Below are 14,188 nucleotides of genomic sequence, written 5' to 3'. Positions count from 1 at the left end.
CCGCGAGGAGCCCCGCGGGCGGGAACCTCCGCGCGGCGCCGAAGGGGAGGGAGCCGCGCGGAGGAGATCAGTGTGCGCTCGCCGCCGCCCGCTCGATACGCGAACGCGTGACGCGCTTGCGGAAGATCCAGTAGGTCCAGCCCTGATAGAGCAGTACGAGCGGGAGGAAGATGACCGCCGCCCACGTCATGATCGTCAGCGTGTAGTCCGTGCTCGAGGCGTTCTCGATCGTGAGCGTGCCGGCCGGATCGGTCGTGGACGGCATGACGTTGGGGAAGAGCGCGAGCCACAGGGTCAGCACCGCGAACGCGACCGTCGCGGCGCCGAATCCGAACGCCCATCCCTCGCGGTCGGTCGCGTTCGTCACGACCGAGGCGATGAGCAGCACGGCCGCGAGCGCCGCGCAGACGATGACGAGCACCAGAGCGGGCGCTCCCGCGGCTCCGGCGTTGACGACCGTCCAGATCAGGAACGTCGCAGCGACCACGACCGTGATCAGCCCCGACCTGATCGCCAGGCGCCGAGCATCCCGGCGCACCTGTCCATCGGTCTTCAACGCGACGAAGTACACGCCGTGGGTGAAGAACAGCAGCAGTGTCGTCAGACCGCCGAGCAGCCCGTAGGGGTTCAGGAGCGTCAGCAGCGATCCGGTGAACTCGTGGTCGGCGTCCAGCGGCACTCCTTGCACGATGTTCGCGACCGCGACGCCCCAGAGGAACGCGGGCAGCGCGGATCCGATGACGATCATCGTGTCGAAGCCCTTCTTCCACCGCAGGCCGTCGCGCTGATGGCGGTACTCGAACGAGACGCCGCGGGCGATGAGAGCGAGCAGGATCAGGAGCAGCGCCAGGTAGAACCCGCTGAACAGCGTCGCGTACCACTCCGGGAACGCCGCGAACAGGCAGGCCCCGGCGACGATGACCCACGTCTCGTTGAGATCCCAGACCGGGCCGATCGTGTTGATGATCTGGCGACGGCCGACGTCGTCCTTTCCGAGGAAGGGCAGGGACATGCCGACGCCGAAGTCGAAGCCGTCGAGCACGAAGTAGCCGACGAACAGCACGCCGACGATGAAGAACCAGAGGTAGGCGAGATCCATGGCGCGCTCCTAGTAGACCGTCGTCGGGACGTGCATGTCGGCGGATTCGGGATCCTCGCCCTCTCCGGGCTCCGGCGGGATCGGGTCGGGACCCTTGCGCGCCGCCTTCAGGATGAGGCCGAACTCCACCACCGCGAGCACCGCGTAGATGAGCGTGAAGGCGACCAGCGAGATCAGCACGTTCCATCCGGGCACGCTCGGTGAGACGCCGTCCTCGGTGAGCATCAGCCCGAACACGATCCAGGGCTGGCGCCCCATCTCGGTGAACACCCAGCCGACGAGGCTCCCGAGGAGAGGGAGCGGCGCCGACCAGATCGCGACACGCCAGGCCCACTGCGGCACGGCGCGCTTGGCCTTCTTGCGGGTGATCCACAGGCCCACGACCGAGACGAGGGCCGCTGCCGCGCCGAAGCCCATCATCCAGCGGAACGACCAGTAGGTGACCCAGATGACCGGGGCGAACGGCAGCTCGCCGCCGAGCTGATCGGCGAAGGCCGGCCAGTTCTGGGTGTACTCGGCGTTGAGGTCGTTGATGCCCTGCACGCAGGCGTTGAGATCGTGCTCGGAGAGGAACGCCAAGAGATACGGCACGCGCAGCGACCAGATCTCGCTCGTGCCGTCGGGCGTGCCGAGCGAGAAGAGGGAGAAGGACGCATCCGCCCCGCAGGCGGTGTCGTACAGCGCCTCCGCGGCCGCCATCTTCATCGGCTGGGTGGCGACCATCTGGAGACCCAGCTGGTCGCCCGAGATCGCGACGCCCACGAAGGAGAGGAGCATCATCCACATGCCGAACCGCAGAGCGGGGCGCATGGTGTCGAAGTGCTGATTGCGGGCGAGGTGCCATGCGGCGATCGCGATCACGACCGCGGCGGCGAACATGAGCGCCGCGAACATCGTGTGCGGGAACGTCGCGAGGACGACCCGGTTGGTCAGCACGGCGCCGATGTCGATGAGCTCGGCCCGCCCGCCGTCCTCGGCCATCTGGTAGCCGACCGGGTTCTGCATGAAGGAGTTCGCCGCGAGGATGAAGTACGCCGAGAGCACCGCGCCGATCCACGCCATCCAGATCGTGGCGAGGTGCAGCTTCTTCGACAGGCGGTCCCAGCCGAAGATCCAGAGGCCGATGAAGGTCGCCTCGAAGAAGAAGGCGAGCAGCCCCTCGAAGGCGAGCGGCGCCCCGAACACATCGCCGACGAAGCGGGAATAGGCCGACCAGTTCATGCCGAACTGGAACTCCTGCACGATGCCGGTGACGACGCCCATGGCGAAGTTGATGAGGAAGATCTTTCCGAACAGCCGCGTCAGCTGCAGCCACTTCGTATTGCCGGTGCGCACCCACGCGGACTGGAAGATCGCGACCACGAGCCCCATGCCGAGCGTGAGCGGCACGAACAGGTAGTGGTACAGCGTGGTGAGACCGAACTGCCAGCGTGCGAGCGCGAGCGGGTCCAGAAATTCCATGGAGGTCCCCTTCTGCGTCGCGCCGACGGGCGCCGACCTATGGCCGACAGGTCGACGCGATTCCCGGCAAGCTTCCCAGAGGATGCCCAGGATCGCCCCGGAGACGGGCCGTGAATAATCGGCCCTCGGGGTGCCCGCCGCCGCGTACCCTCGAACCATGACGACAGCGGCGACGGAACGGGCGCGTCCGTGACCGCCGTTCCGGTCGCGATCGGGCGGCGGCGACCGCGGGCCGAGCACGGCGTGCGGCGTGCGGCGGGCGACGCATCGGCGGGAGCCCCCCTCGCCGACACCTTCGGCCGGGTGCACCGGGACCTCCGTGTCTCGCTCACCGACAGGTGCTCGTTGCGCTGCACCTATTGCATGCCCGAGCAGGGCAACGAGTGGCTCGCCCGCGAGAGCATCCTGAGCCTCGACGAGATCGAGCGGGTCGCGCGGGTGGCGGCGACGGCCGGCATCACGACGTTCCGGCTCACCGGCGGCGAGCCGCTCCTGCGCCGTGACATCGTCGAGGTCGTCCGCCGACTCGCCGCGATCCGCACTCCCCACGGGCCTGTCGAGATCGCGATGACGACGAACGGCATCCGTCTCCCCGAGGTGCTGCCGGATCTCGTCGATGCGGGCCTCGGCCGCCTGAACATCTCGATCGACACCCTCGATCGCGAACGGTTCGCCGCGCTCACCCGCCGCGATCGGCTGGATGACGTGCTCGAGGGGATCGCTGCGGCCGCCGCATCGGGCCTGCGCCCCCTGAAGCTCAACGCCGTCGCGATGCGGGGCGTCAACGACGACGAGCTCGTCGACCTGGTGGCGTTCGCGATCGAGCACGGCGCCCAGATGCGCTTCATCGAGCAGATGCCCCTCGACGCCGGCCACACCTGGGACCGGACGCAGATGGTCACGCGCGACGAGATCCTCGCCGCGCTCGCCGCACGGTGGGAGCTCGCGCCGGTGCCCGGTCGTGGCGGCGCACCCGCCGAGCGCTGGATGATCGACGGCGGCCCCGAGACCGTCGGCGTGATCGCCTCTGTGACCGCGCCGTTCTGCGGGGACTGCGACCGGCTGCGGCTCACCGCCGACGGTCAGCTGCGCAACTGCCTGTTCTCGACGACCGAGTACGACCTCGTGCCCGTCCTCCGCGGCGGCGGGACCGACGACGACGTCGACCGGATGCTGCACGCGTGCGTTCACGGCAAGCTCGCCGGCCACGCGATCGACGACCCGTCCTTCCTGCAGCCGGCGCGCGGCATGAACGCGATCGGAGGCTGAGGGTGGGACGCATCACCACGCGGCGCCCGGTCGTGAAGATCACCCTCGGGCACGAACCCCACCGGCGGGCCGATGTGCTCGCCGCGGAGGAGCCGCTCGAGATCCGGGTCGGCGGGCGATCCCTCGCCGTCACGATGCGCACGCCCGGCAACGATGTCGAGCTCGCCGCGGGATTCCTCGTCTCCGAGGCTGTGATCGGCCGCGGCGACGAGTTCCTCGGGGCGATCCACTGCGGTGGACCGGGCACCGGCGGGGCGTCGAACACCTACAACGTGCTCGACGTCACGCTCGCCCCGGGGGTGGCGCCGCCCGCGCCCGAGGTGACGCGCAACTTCTTCACCACGAGCTCGTGCGGGCTCTGCGGCAAGGCGTCGATCGACGCGGTCGAGACGGTGTCGCGCTACGACGTCGCGGATGACGAGGCGACTCTGGAGGCCGAACTGCTCGCGACATTCCCCGACCGGCTGCGCGCCGAGCAGGCGGTTTTCGCGAAGACCGGCGGACTGCATGCCGCAGCGCTCTTCGACGCGGCGACCGGCGAGCTGCTCGTGCTCCGCGAGGACGTCGGACGGCACAACGCCGTCGACAAGGTCGTCGGCTGGGCGGTGCTGAACGACCGGCTGCCCCTGCGCGGAACCGTGCTGCAGGTATCCGGTCGCACGAGCTTCGAGCTCGTGCAGAAGGCCGTCATGGCGGGCGTCCCGATGCTCACCGCGGTCTCGGCCCCGTCGTCGCTCGCGGTCGAGCTCGCCGTCGCCTCCGGGCTCACGCTCGTCGGGTTCCTGCGGCCGCCGACGATGAACGTCTACGCGCGGGCCGACCGCATCCTGACCTGACTTGACCTGACTTGACCGTCAGCGGGTGGCGGCGAGCGTCGGGGCCGGGGCCGCCGCGTCGCGTTGCGCCAGCATCAGCCGCACGACGCACTGCCTCGGGTCGCAGGACGCGGCCATCGCGTCGACGCGCAGGGGACCGCCTGCCTGGCTGAGCACGGCGTCCATGAGCATGAGGTGCACGGCGCAGAGCGTGTCGCGGTGCTCGGGGGCGGCCTCCGCGTGCGGGCACGGGCTGATGTCCACCGTGAGGGTGCTCTCGTCGATGGCGGGATCGAAGCCTGCGTCCACGAGGTCTTCGACGAGTGCGTCGATCTGGTGCACGGCGTCGGTCGGCAGAGCGGCGTCCGTGGTGTCCGTCCACGGCATGATGCGACGCATCAGGTCGCCGCGCTCCGCGGCCTCGCGGGCCTTGCGCACCGCGATCGGGCTCGCCGTGCGGGTGCCGGATGCGGCGCTGTAGAGCACGCGCGGGCGTCCCCGGGTGGTGCGATGCTCGGTCTCCGCGACGATGTAGCCGATGTCGATCAGACGCTGGACGTGTTCGCGCACCGTGTTCGCGTGCAGGCCGGTCGCCTCGCGGAGATCGGTGATCGTGCGCTGTCCGCGCTTCTGCAACGTGTGGAGGATCTGCACCCGGGAGTAGCTGGAGATCGCGCTGTACGTAGCAGTGGTCATACCACTAATTATGCAGGACGATCCGGGTCCTGCACAGGGTGAAAGCTGCCGGGGAGGGAGGAAATGGAGATGACGCGCGCTCTCCGGCGCGTCCGGCGGGGCGCGTCATCCGACCCGCGGGGCCTGACCGGCGAAGGAGCGCCGGGAGTGGGAAGCGCGGGTCAGACCCGGCGGTAGGTCGCGGCCATCGGGCAGTCGAACGGGTCGCGTGCGGCCAGGCCCACGCGGTTCAGGTAGTCGATGACGATCGCGTAGGAACGCAGGAGAGACGTCTCGGTGTACGGGACGTCGAGGGTGCGGCAGTGCTCCCGCACGATCTCCCGCGCGCGCGACAGGTGCGGTCGCGGCATGTTCGGGAAGAGGTGGTGCTCGATCTGGTAGTTCAGTCCGCCCATGAGCCAGGTGGCCCACCATCCTCCGCGGACGTTGCGAGAGGTGCGCACCTGCTTGCTGAAGAAGTCGAGCTTCGCGTCCTTCGCGATGACCGGCATGCCCTTGTGGTTCGGAGCGAACGAGGCGCCCATGTACACGCCGAAGACGGCGAGCTGCACCCCGAGGAAGGCGAACGCCATGCCGAGCGGCAGGAAGAGGAAGAGGGGGGTCAGCACGATCGCGAAGCGGGCCACGAGAAGGCCGAGCTCGAGGTAGCGGCCCTTGACGGGCTCGCGGCTGAAGAGGTGCCGGAACGAGATGAAGTGGAGGTTGAGTCCCTCGAGCATCAGGAGCGGGAAGAAGAACCAGCCCTGCTTGCGGGTGATCAGGCGCCGGATGCCGCGGGCTTCGGCCGCATCCTCTTCGAGGAACGAGATCGTGTCGACCTCGATGTCGGGATCCTTGCCCACGCGGTTCGGGTTGGCGTGGTGGCGCGTGTGCTTGGTCGACCACCACGAGTAGCTCATGCCCACGACGCCGTTGGCGAGGATGCGGGCGAGGCGGTCGTTGGCGGGTCCCGAGGCGAGGATCTGTCGATGTGCGGCCTCGTGCCCGAGGAACGCGACCTGCGTGAAGAGGATGCCGAGGGCCGCGGCGATGAGCAGCTGGAACCAGCTGTTGCCGAACAGGACGAACCCGGTGATGCAGCCGGCGAAGCCGAGCGCGACGGCGAGTCCGATCATCGCGTAGAACGTGTGGGCGCGGTGCAGGAGGCCGCTCTCGCGCACCACCTGTGACACCTCGGTGTACGCGCGGGTCATCGGGGGGAAGTCCGCCGTCCCGGCGTAGGTCTGGCGGATGGGGCCGAGCCTCGGCTCGAGGGTGGTGGAGGAGATTTCGACACCTCTTCGATCGGTGACCGCTGCGGCCGTGAAGCCAGAGGCGGGCGCCCATCGCTAAGGCTCAGCGTACGGGGGTGCACATCCGCGAAGGGGAATACGTCGCTTCTCTCAGGGAGTCGTCAGCCGGGGCGGAGCGGGCTCCGCCCCGGCTGAGGAAAATTCAGAGCGGGCGAATGTTCGCTGCCTGCATGCCCTTGGGGCCGCGCTCGGCGTCGTATTCGACCTTCTGCTCCTCGCGGAGCTCCTTGAAGCCGTTGCCGGTGATCGCGCTGTAGTGCGCGAACAGGTCGGCGGAGCCGTCGTCGGGGGCGATGAAGCCGTAGCCCTTCTCGGAGTTGAACCATTTCACGGTGCCAGTGGCCATCGTGTCTTTCCTTCTACTTTTCGGGCCGCGAATGCGACCGGTGGTGCCGCGCCGACGTGTGCGGTGCGGACGTGCGAGGTGCCGCGCCCCCGAGGGGACGTGCGGGACAAAGGTGTGGTGGGCGTCGACGGCGCATCGGGCCAGATCGGCGGATGCATGCAGGCCCAGGTCTTCGCCGAGCGGGCCGTGGGCGGTGAAGCCGGACGTCGTGACGCTGACGAAGCCAGCGTATTCTCCGTGCGCCGTCGCGACGAAGACATCGGGGTCGGCTCGGCGCCAGTCGAGGGACGGAAGAGGAGGGAGGGGGTCGGTGCTGAAGGACAAGAAGAGTGCTTTCCAGAAGACGTCGGAACGTCGGTGACGCGCAGAAGCGCGGAAGATATCGGGCGTGTACCGATGGTGAGGCGGTGACGCGTGATTCGGATCGATGACTCCACAACGAGGAATCGAACTCCGAAGCAGCCTGTCCCCACTTGAGAGACGACTCAACTGTACCACGCCGTCTCCGGGGACGACCAGGGCTGCGTGCGCAGCGCCCACATCGCCGGCTCCAGCATCCAGCGCCATGCCGGCAGGCCGATCGGCATGCCGACCACCCGTCGGAGCGTCGACATGAGCGTGCGGTTGTCGGTCGGGTTCGGGCTCGAGAGGTTCACGGGGCCGTCGATGGCGTCGTCCTCGCGGAGGAAGCGGACGGCGCCGACGACGTCGTCGATATGGATCCAGCTGAATCTCTGCCGTCCCCGTGTCCGGTGCCCGGACGCGCGGCCGTCGCCGGTCGGATGCGGACCGATGCCCCGGTAGCGGCGGTGGGGCAGCGGCCACCATCCGTCGATCTGCGGTCCGCCGAGTCCGAGCCGCGCCAGGCGCAGGAGCAGGCCGGTGGCGGGGCCGTCGCCGAGGACGATCGTCATCCGGAGCGCCACCCGTCGCATCGCGGGCAGGTCGCCGGCGAAGAGCTCGTGCTCCCACGCGCGGGCGACGTCCACGGAGAATCCCGTGCCGAGCTCGCCCGTCGCCTCGGTGTTCGGGCGGTCCGTGGAGTGGCGGTAGATCGTCGCCGTCGAGGCGTTCAGCCAGAGACGGGGCGGGGATGCCGCCGATGCCACGGCCTGGCGCAGCATCCGCGTCGTCTCGATCCGCGAGCGCAGGATCTCATCGCGGTTGCGGTCGTTGTACCGGCGGTTGACCGACATGCCGGCCAGGTTCAGCAGGACCTCCGCGCCGTCGATGCTCGCGCGGATGCGGTCGGGCTCCGACCAGGTGAGCGGTCCGGTCCGTCGGATCGTGCGGATGTCGTAGCCGTCCTGCTCGAAGGCCTCGACGAGGGCTCGGCCCACGAAGCCGCTCGCGCCGGCGATGACCGCCCGGGGTCGTGACATGCTCGGCTCCTCTCGCCCGGTCGGTCGGACCTGCGTCCGGGCGATCAGGCGATCAGGGCGCCGCACATGCCGCACCGCCCGGTCGCGGAGACCTCGATGAAGCAGTCGGGGCAGACCGCGCGAGGCTTCTCTACGACGGGCTCTGCCCGCCGGGTCGGGGTCGCCGCGCTCCGCTCTCGCTGCGCGATCGTGCGGCGCGTGGGCGCCGGGGGCTCCGGCACCTTCGCCGCGGGAACGTGATCGGCGCAGTAGAACCGGAGGTAGCCGGTGTGGTTGTTGGGATGGCGGTGCTTGACCGCCCAGAGCCGCTCGCGGGGTATCGGGTCGGCCGACGTGCCGCACGTGGCGCAGCGGGTCGGCTCGCCGGGGGCGACGTCGGCCACGAGAAGCGGGGTCTCGAAGGGAAGGGCATCCCGCCAGTCGGATGATGAGACGACCTTCATGGGGGTCCTTTCGTCGGAGCGTGGTGCGCTCGCTGCGCGCTCCTGTACCCAAGGTAGGCGACCGGGCGCATGCGGTGCGACCGGCATTCGCGCAGGACACCCCTTTTCAAGCAGGTGAGGGCGGGTGGCATATCTCGCGACCGATCCGACCCGGATCTCTCCCGTCTTCGGTCCCTGCGTCTGGAGCGACGCTCCGAGACGGAGGGCAGCGACCGGAGTTCCCTCCCCGAGGAGCGCCTCCGGGACCGCCGAGACGAGGGGAATCGGTCCGGACGAGGGCTTTCGGAGCGGATTCTTCCTCGTCTCGGCCGATTGCCCTCCCCTGACTTGAAAGTGGCCCGTTCATGCTCTGCCCGGGGAACGACGATGGACCGCACCCTTCGGGCACGGTCCATCGTCGTCCTGCGGAGGATAGGGGATTCGTCCCCACCGCTTCTCCACACGCCGCTGCGCGGCGCGCGGAGCCTCGGCGGCGTGGGCCCACCCAGGGGCTCGAATGCTCTGCCCGGGGAACGACGATGGACCGCACCCTTCGGGCACGGTCCATCGTCGTCCTGCGGAGGATAGGGGATTCGAACCCCTGAGAGCTTTCACTCAACACGCTTTCCAAGCGTGCGCCATAGGCCACTAGGCGAATCCTCCTCGGCCCCGAAGGGCCGCGGACCATCCTACCTTGCGTGAAGGCGATCGCCCGAACCCGCCGCGGCGCTCCCCGGACGGATCACCAACGACCGCGGCACGAAGGCGGCCAGCATCCGCCCCGCCGGCGCCGCCGACGCGAGGAGGGCGGCGCGAACGGCGGCCGCCGCGTCGGCAAGTCCCCGATCGCCGCGCATCCTGCCCGGCGCGATCGAATCGGCCGGTGCGTAGCTCGCGTGCTCGACCGCCGCGACGAGCGCCTGCACCGCCTCGGGCGGCGCCGCGTGCTGCGCGATCAGCCTCGCCCCGAACGCACGCGGTGACTCGCTCGCCGGGGCGAGGATGCCGAGATCGATCGCGGTGTCCTGCACCACCGCCCACGCGGCGCGCTCCTGGCCCGACCGCGCTGCGGCGAGCTGGCGGCGCCGCCAGAACCCGCGGACGAGCCCGGGAGCCGCCAGCACGAGCAGCGCCACGAGCACGATCAGCGTCGCCGACACCGCCCCGCCCGAACCGTCCGCCCCCGGGGCGGCGCCCGCATCCGGGCTGTCAGGGGTGTCCGGGCGATCGGTCGGCGCCGTGGTCTCGATCGGCTCGGGCGCGGCCTCCTCGGGCTCGTCGTCGAGCCGGTCGGCCGCCGTGCCGCCCGCGCTCGAGAACGTCGGCGGAGCGCCGAGGCTGTTGGTCGGCTCGAACCCGACCCAGCCGATGCCCTCGAAGTACACCTCAGGCCAGGCATGCAGCAGATCGCTCGTCACGGAGTAGACCATCCGATCGTCGACCGCATCGGCTGTGCCGATGCCCGGGAGGTATCCGATCACGACACGTGTCGGCATGCCGAGCGAGCGGGTCATCACGGCGAACGCGGAGGCGAAGTGCACGCAGTACCCCTCGCGCTCGATGAGGAACTGCTCGATCGCGTCGACCCCCGCGCCGTCGAAGCCCGCCTCGACCGGGGCCTCGAGCGAGTAGCGGAACTCCGACGAGCGGAACCACCGCTGCAGAGCCGCGGCCGCGTCGTAGTCCGATCCGGCGCCCGCGGTCACCTCGAGCGCCAGGTCGGTGATGAGCTGCGGCGTGTCCTCCGGGATCTCCGTGTAGCCCGGTGAGAGGTCAGCGCCCCGCGACGGCGCGCCGCGGATCTGCTCGAGCGAGGGGCGCGGCGCTTCCGTGAGCACCTCGTAGTTCTGCCCCGCCGAGTCGGTCCCGATGCCGATCACCGTGCGGTTCTCGGACACCACGCCCCAGTCGCCGGTGAGCCCGCCGATCGCCGTCGCCGGGAACGGGACGGGGAGGAACGAGGTGCTGAGCCGCTCCACCTCGATGTGCGTCTCCTCCTGCTCGAGCGGCACATCGGACGATGTGGGAACCGCGCCGAACCCCGCGCCGGTGCCGATCGGCTCGGGCTCGGCCTCGTCGGGCCGCCACACCTCGCCGGCGAACGTCGAGAGCGTCACCGCGCGAAGGTACGGCGCCCGCGAGCCCGACGTGTGCAGGCGCAGCACCTCGACGGGGTTCGGGCGGCGCAGGTCGTCGCCGAGTCGCAGCGTCGGGTTGATCCCCGAGCTGCCGGCCTCGCCGATCGGTCCCGCACGATTGTCGGGCGCGGGCAGCAACGGGGTCAGCACGACCGCGACGACCACGGAGACGGCGCCGATGGCGAGGGCCGTCGCCGACGCGGCGGACGGCCGCCGTGCCGCCGCACCCTGTCGCGTGCGCGTGTCCGTCCGCAGCAGGAACAGGATGCTGACACCGAGCAGCACGAACGCGCCGACATCCATCGGGGCCGGCACCGCGATCGTCGGCACGAGCGCGACCGCGACGAGCGCCACGGCCCCCAGCAGCGGCATCCTGGTCGTGACCACGACGTGGTCCAGCACGATCGCGAGCGCGCCGACCGCCGCGACGACGAAGAACGACAGCGGGACCGACGGCGCGAGCGGCGCCGCACCCACGGTGATCTGCTGGATCGCGCTGGAGAGCATCTCCGGCACGAGGCGCAGGGTCCCGGGAGAGGGGACGATCCCGAACCACGCGGTGTCTCGGAAGAAGAGCACTGTCAGCAGCACCACCCAGGCGACGCCCTCGCCCAGCGTCGCACCGAGCGAGGGTACCCGCAGCCGCCGCAGCACCACCCCGACGGTCAGCGTCACCGCGGCGAGGGCGATGCCGCCCGCCACCCACCATCCCGGGGCGATCACGCGCGTCACCGGCATGATCGTCGCCACGAGCGCGGTCAGGATGCCGATGGCCAGCGCCACGGTGCCACGACGGCGGATGCGCTCAGACCGGGCCATCGGCGCTCCTCCCCGCGCCCGCCGCGCGCCATGCCTCGGCCGGGTCGTCGCCGAGCGCCGCGAACGCCCAGCCCGTGGTCGCCGTCAGCGCGTCGGCGTCGGGGGCAGCCGCCACGAGAACGGGGAAGGAGCTGTGGTGGCCGACGGTCGCGAGGGCGGCCGCATCCGCTGCGTCGAAGCGCCCCGTCACGACCACGAGCGGCCCGGTCGTCACCCCCGCGAACACTCCCACGAGAGCGTGCAGGCGATCCTCGGCGCGAGCGGTGATGGTCGCGAGGGCCAGCATCGCGTTCTCGAGGGCGAGTGCGTCAGCGGGCTCCACGCGGCCGCACAGCTCGGCGCCGTCCGAGTCGAGGAGCTCGACGGCGTACCCGTCCTGGACGAGTCGTCGCAGCACCGACGCGCACAGGCTCACCGCGCTCTCGAACGCGGCGTCGGCACCGGGACGCTCCATCGCCTCCGGCGTCCAGCGTGCGACACCCCGCTCGAGCACGATGGTCGCCTCGGGCGAGGTCTCCTGCTCCTCCTGGCGCACCATGAGCTCGCCGCGGTGGGCCGTCGCCCGCCAGTGGATGCGGCGCATCGAGTCGCCCGGGGCCCAGGGGCGGGCGACGATGTCGTCGGCACCCTGGCCGAGGCGATTGGCGGGGGAGGGGATGGAGCCGCCGGACCGACCGGTCATCCCGGGCAGCTTCGGCAGGTCGACGAGAGCGGGCGTCACCACCAGGCGGGTGAGGTCGCCGAGCGACACGGAGCGGCGGGCGACGCCGAACGGATCCGTCGAGGTCAGCCGCAACGGTCCGAGCCAGTGGATCCCCCGACGGCCGACGGTCGCTCGATAGGCCAGCTCGGCGGTGCGATCGCCGCGGCTGAAGCCCGACGCGACGGCCGGGAACACCCCGGTCGCCGCACCGCGGAGGCCGTCCGGAAGGTCGTCACGCCATCGTCCGCCGGTCGCCGGCAGGGTGCTGCGCAGCGCCACGTGCGCCTCGACGCCGACGTCGGTGCCCGCCATCGGCACGACGGGGGTCACGACACGGGTGACGTCCGCTCGTCCCCGCCCGACGACGACGGCGATGAGCGATGCACCGACGAGCGCGAGAAGCAGCACGCCGAACCAGACCAGTTCCACGAGCCCGAACTGGTTCGCGACGGCGAAGCAGACGAAAGCGAGGGCGAGCGCACCGGTGCCCCGCGCCGTGAGGGGCCAGATGCGCCGCATCCGCTCAGGACCGTGCGGCCAGGGGAACGCGCACCGTGCCGATGATCCGTTCCAGGATGGCCGGGATGCTGTGCGCATCCGCGCGGGCGCCGCTGACCCGGGTGGGGATGAGGCGGTGGGCGAAGACCGGGACCACCAGGGACGCGACGTCGTCGGGGATCACGAAGGACCGCCCGTCGAGCGCCGCCCACACCTTCGCGGCGCGCACGAGCTGCAGGGTCGCGCGCGGGCTCGCGCCGAGGCGCAGGTCGGGGTGCACGCGGGTGGCGTGCGCGAGTCCCACCGCGTACTCCTCGACGGCGGGGGAGACGTGGATGCGGCGAGCCCACCCGATGAGGTCGAGCACCCGCTCGGACGACAGCACGGGGGTGATCTTCTCGAGCGGGTTCTCGGTCTCGCGCTGGCGCAGCATGAGGACTTCGGCGGCGGCGTCCGGGTAGCCCATCGAGATGCGCATCATGAACCGGTCGCGCTGCGCCTCGGGGAGGGCATAGGTGCCCTCCATGTCGAGCGGATTCTGTGTCGCGACGACGAGGAACGGCTTCGGCAGCTCGTGGGTGCGGCCGTCGACGGTGACCTGGCGTTCCTCCATCGCCTCGAGGAGCGCCGACTGGGTCTTGGGCGACGAACGGTTGATCTCGTCGGCGATCACGACATGCGCGAAGACCGCGCCCGGCTTGAACTCGAACTCGCGCGCGACCGGGTCGAACACCGAGACGCCGGTCACGTCTCCCGGGAGCAGATCCGGGGTGAACTGGATGCGCCGGACCGTGCCGTCGATCGTGGCGGCGAGCGCCCGGGCCAGCATCGTCTTGCCGACGCCCGGAACGTCCTCGATGAGCAGATGCCCCTCCGCGAGGAGCGCGACGAGCGCGCCGCGCACGGCGGCGGGCTTTCCGTCGATGACGGTCGACACGCTCTCGGCGATGGTCTCGGTGATCCGGGCGAACGACTCCGCCGTCACGGGCACGTCGGCGTGCGCGGGGGTCGGTGGGGTCTCGGTCATGCCAGGGGCCTTCCGGGTAGGCGGCGGGGAGGCGAACCCCTCCGATCGTATCCTCGGCCGGGCGGCGGGTCCCGGGGATTCGCCGAGAGCCGCCCCGGGGTTTAGACTCGTCTCAGCTCTCCGCGAGGCGGCATCCAGGCCAATTCCCCCAGGACGGAAACGTAGCAAGGGTAACCGGGCTCTGCCGGGTTCGCGGAGAGTCTTTCTATTCCCCCCATCCC

General features: G+C 70.7%; 12 protein-coding genes, 1 tRNA gene and 1 other RNA gene. 3 read left to right on the top strand and 11 right to left on the bottom strand.

The genetic code is table 11. The features are described 5' to 3' along the window. Nucleotides 1-67: 67 nt before the first annotated feature. Nucleotides 68-1,099, bottom strand: a complete 1,032-nt coding sequence (gene cydB, locus GVL03_RS02485; protein ID WP_159499171.1) for a cytochrome d ubiquinol oxidase subunit II — start codon at nucleotides 1,097-1,099, stop codon at nucleotides 68-70. Between the two features lie 9 nt (nucleotides 1,100-1,108). Next, the gene (locus tag GVL03_RS02480) at nucleotides 1,109-2,560 is read right to left on the bottom strand and encodes a cytochrome ubiquinol oxidase subunit I (protein ID WP_159499169.1); all 1,452 of its coding nucleotides are present in this window, start codon (nucleotides 2,558-2,560) and stop codon (nucleotides 1,109-1,111) included. 189 nt (nucleotides 2,561-2,749) lie between these two features. Here GVL03_RS02480 and moaA point away from each other — a divergent pair, with 189 nt between their 5' ends. Then, entirely contained in the window at nucleotides 2,750-3,829 is a 1,080-nt protein-coding gene (moaA, locus tag GVL03_RS02475) for a GTP 3',8-cyclase MoaA (RefSeq protein ID WP_159499167.1), read from the top strand. Between the two features lie 2 nt (nucleotides 3,830-3,831). Then, entirely contained in the window at nucleotides 3,832-4,665 is an 834-nt protein-coding gene (gene fdhD, locus GVL03_RS02470; protein WP_159499165.1) for a formate dehydrogenase accessory sulfurtransferase FdhD, read from the top strand. 18 nt (nucleotides 4,666-4,683) lie between these two features. On the opposite strand, the gene GVL03_RS02465 is transcribed toward fdhD, so the two are convergent. The 9 genes from GVL03_RS02465 to GVL03_RS02425 all read right to left on the bottom strand — a co-directional run bounded on the left by GVL03_RS02465 (nucleotide 4,684) and on the right by GVL03_RS02425 (nucleotide 13,967). Next, entirely contained in the window at nucleotides 4,684-5,340 is a 657-nt protein-coding gene (locus tag GVL03_RS02465) for a winged helix-turn-helix transcriptional regulator (protein WP_159499163.1), read from the bottom strand. Between the two features lie 161 nt (nucleotides 5,341-5,501). Continuing rightward, the gene (locus GVL03_RS02460) at nucleotides 5,502-6,608 is read right to left on the bottom strand and encodes an acyl-CoA desaturase (protein ID WP_159499341.1); all 1,107 of its coding nucleotides are present in this window, start codon (nucleotides 6,606-6,608) and stop codon (nucleotides 5,502-5,504) included. Between the two features lie 166 nt (nucleotides 6,609-6,774). Next, nucleotides 6,775-6,978 carry a cold-shock protein gene (locus tag GVL03_RS02455; RefSeq protein WP_150894709.1) on the bottom strand — a complete coding sequence of 68 codons (204 nt, stop codon included), beginning with the start codon at nucleotides 6,976-6,978 and terminating at the stop codon, nucleotides 6,775-6,777. 485 nt (nucleotides 6,979-7,463) lie between these two features. After that, complete coding sequence (locus tag GVL03_RS02450; protein ID WP_159499161.1) at nucleotides 7,464-8,360, bottom strand: NAD-dependent epimerase/dehydratase family protein; 897 nt, start codon at nucleotides 8,358-8,360, stop codon at nucleotides 7,464-7,466. A 44-nt stretch (nucleotides 8,361-8,404) separates the two neighbouring features. Beyond that, on the bottom strand, nucleotides 8,405-8,803 hold the full coding sequence (locus tag GVL03_RS02445) for a glucose-6-phosphate dehydrogenase (protein WP_159499159.1): 399 nt from the start codon (nucleotides 8,801-8,803) through the stop codon (nucleotides 8,405-8,407). A 557-nt stretch (nucleotides 8,804-9,360) separates the two neighbouring features. Further along, nucleotides 9,361-9,445, bottom strand: a tRNA-Ser gene (locus GVL03_RS02440). Between the two features lie 26 nt (nucleotides 9,446-9,471). Continuing rightward, nucleotides 9,472-11,739, bottom strand: a complete 2,268-nt coding sequence (locus GVL03_RS02435) for a DUF3488 and transglutaminase-like domain-containing protein (protein WP_159499157.1) — start codon at nucleotides 11,737-11,739, stop codon at nucleotides 9,472-9,474. Then, complete coding sequence (locus GVL03_RS02430) at nucleotides 11,726-12,961, bottom strand: DUF58 domain-containing protein (RefSeq protein ID WP_159499155.1); 1,236 nt, start codon at nucleotides 12,959-12,961, stop codon at nucleotides 11,726-11,728. The genes GVL03_RS02435 and GVL03_RS02430 overlap by 14 nt, the downstream gene beginning before the upstream one ends. 4 nt (nucleotides 12,962-12,965) lie before the next feature. Next, nucleotides 12,966-13,967, bottom strand: coding sequence for a MoxR family ATPase (locus GVL03_RS02425; RefSeq protein WP_159499153.1), 1,002 nt, complete (start codon nucleotides 13,965-13,967; stop codon nucleotides 12,966-12,968). A 111-nt stretch (nucleotides 13,968-14,078) separates the two neighbouring features. Here GVL03_RS02425 and ffs point away from each other — a divergent pair. Next, nucleotides 14,079-14,175: signal recognition particle sRNA small type (gene ffs / locus GVL03_RS02420), an RNA gene on the top strand. Nucleotides 14,176-14,188 lie beyond the last annotated feature (13 nt).

The organism is Microbacterium sp. 18062 (assembly GCF_902706225.1).
GTDB lineage: Bacteria > Actinomycetota > Actinomycetes > Actinomycetales > Microbacteriaceae > Microbacterium.
This window is presented reverse-complemented; position numbering and strand designations above follow the sequence as displayed.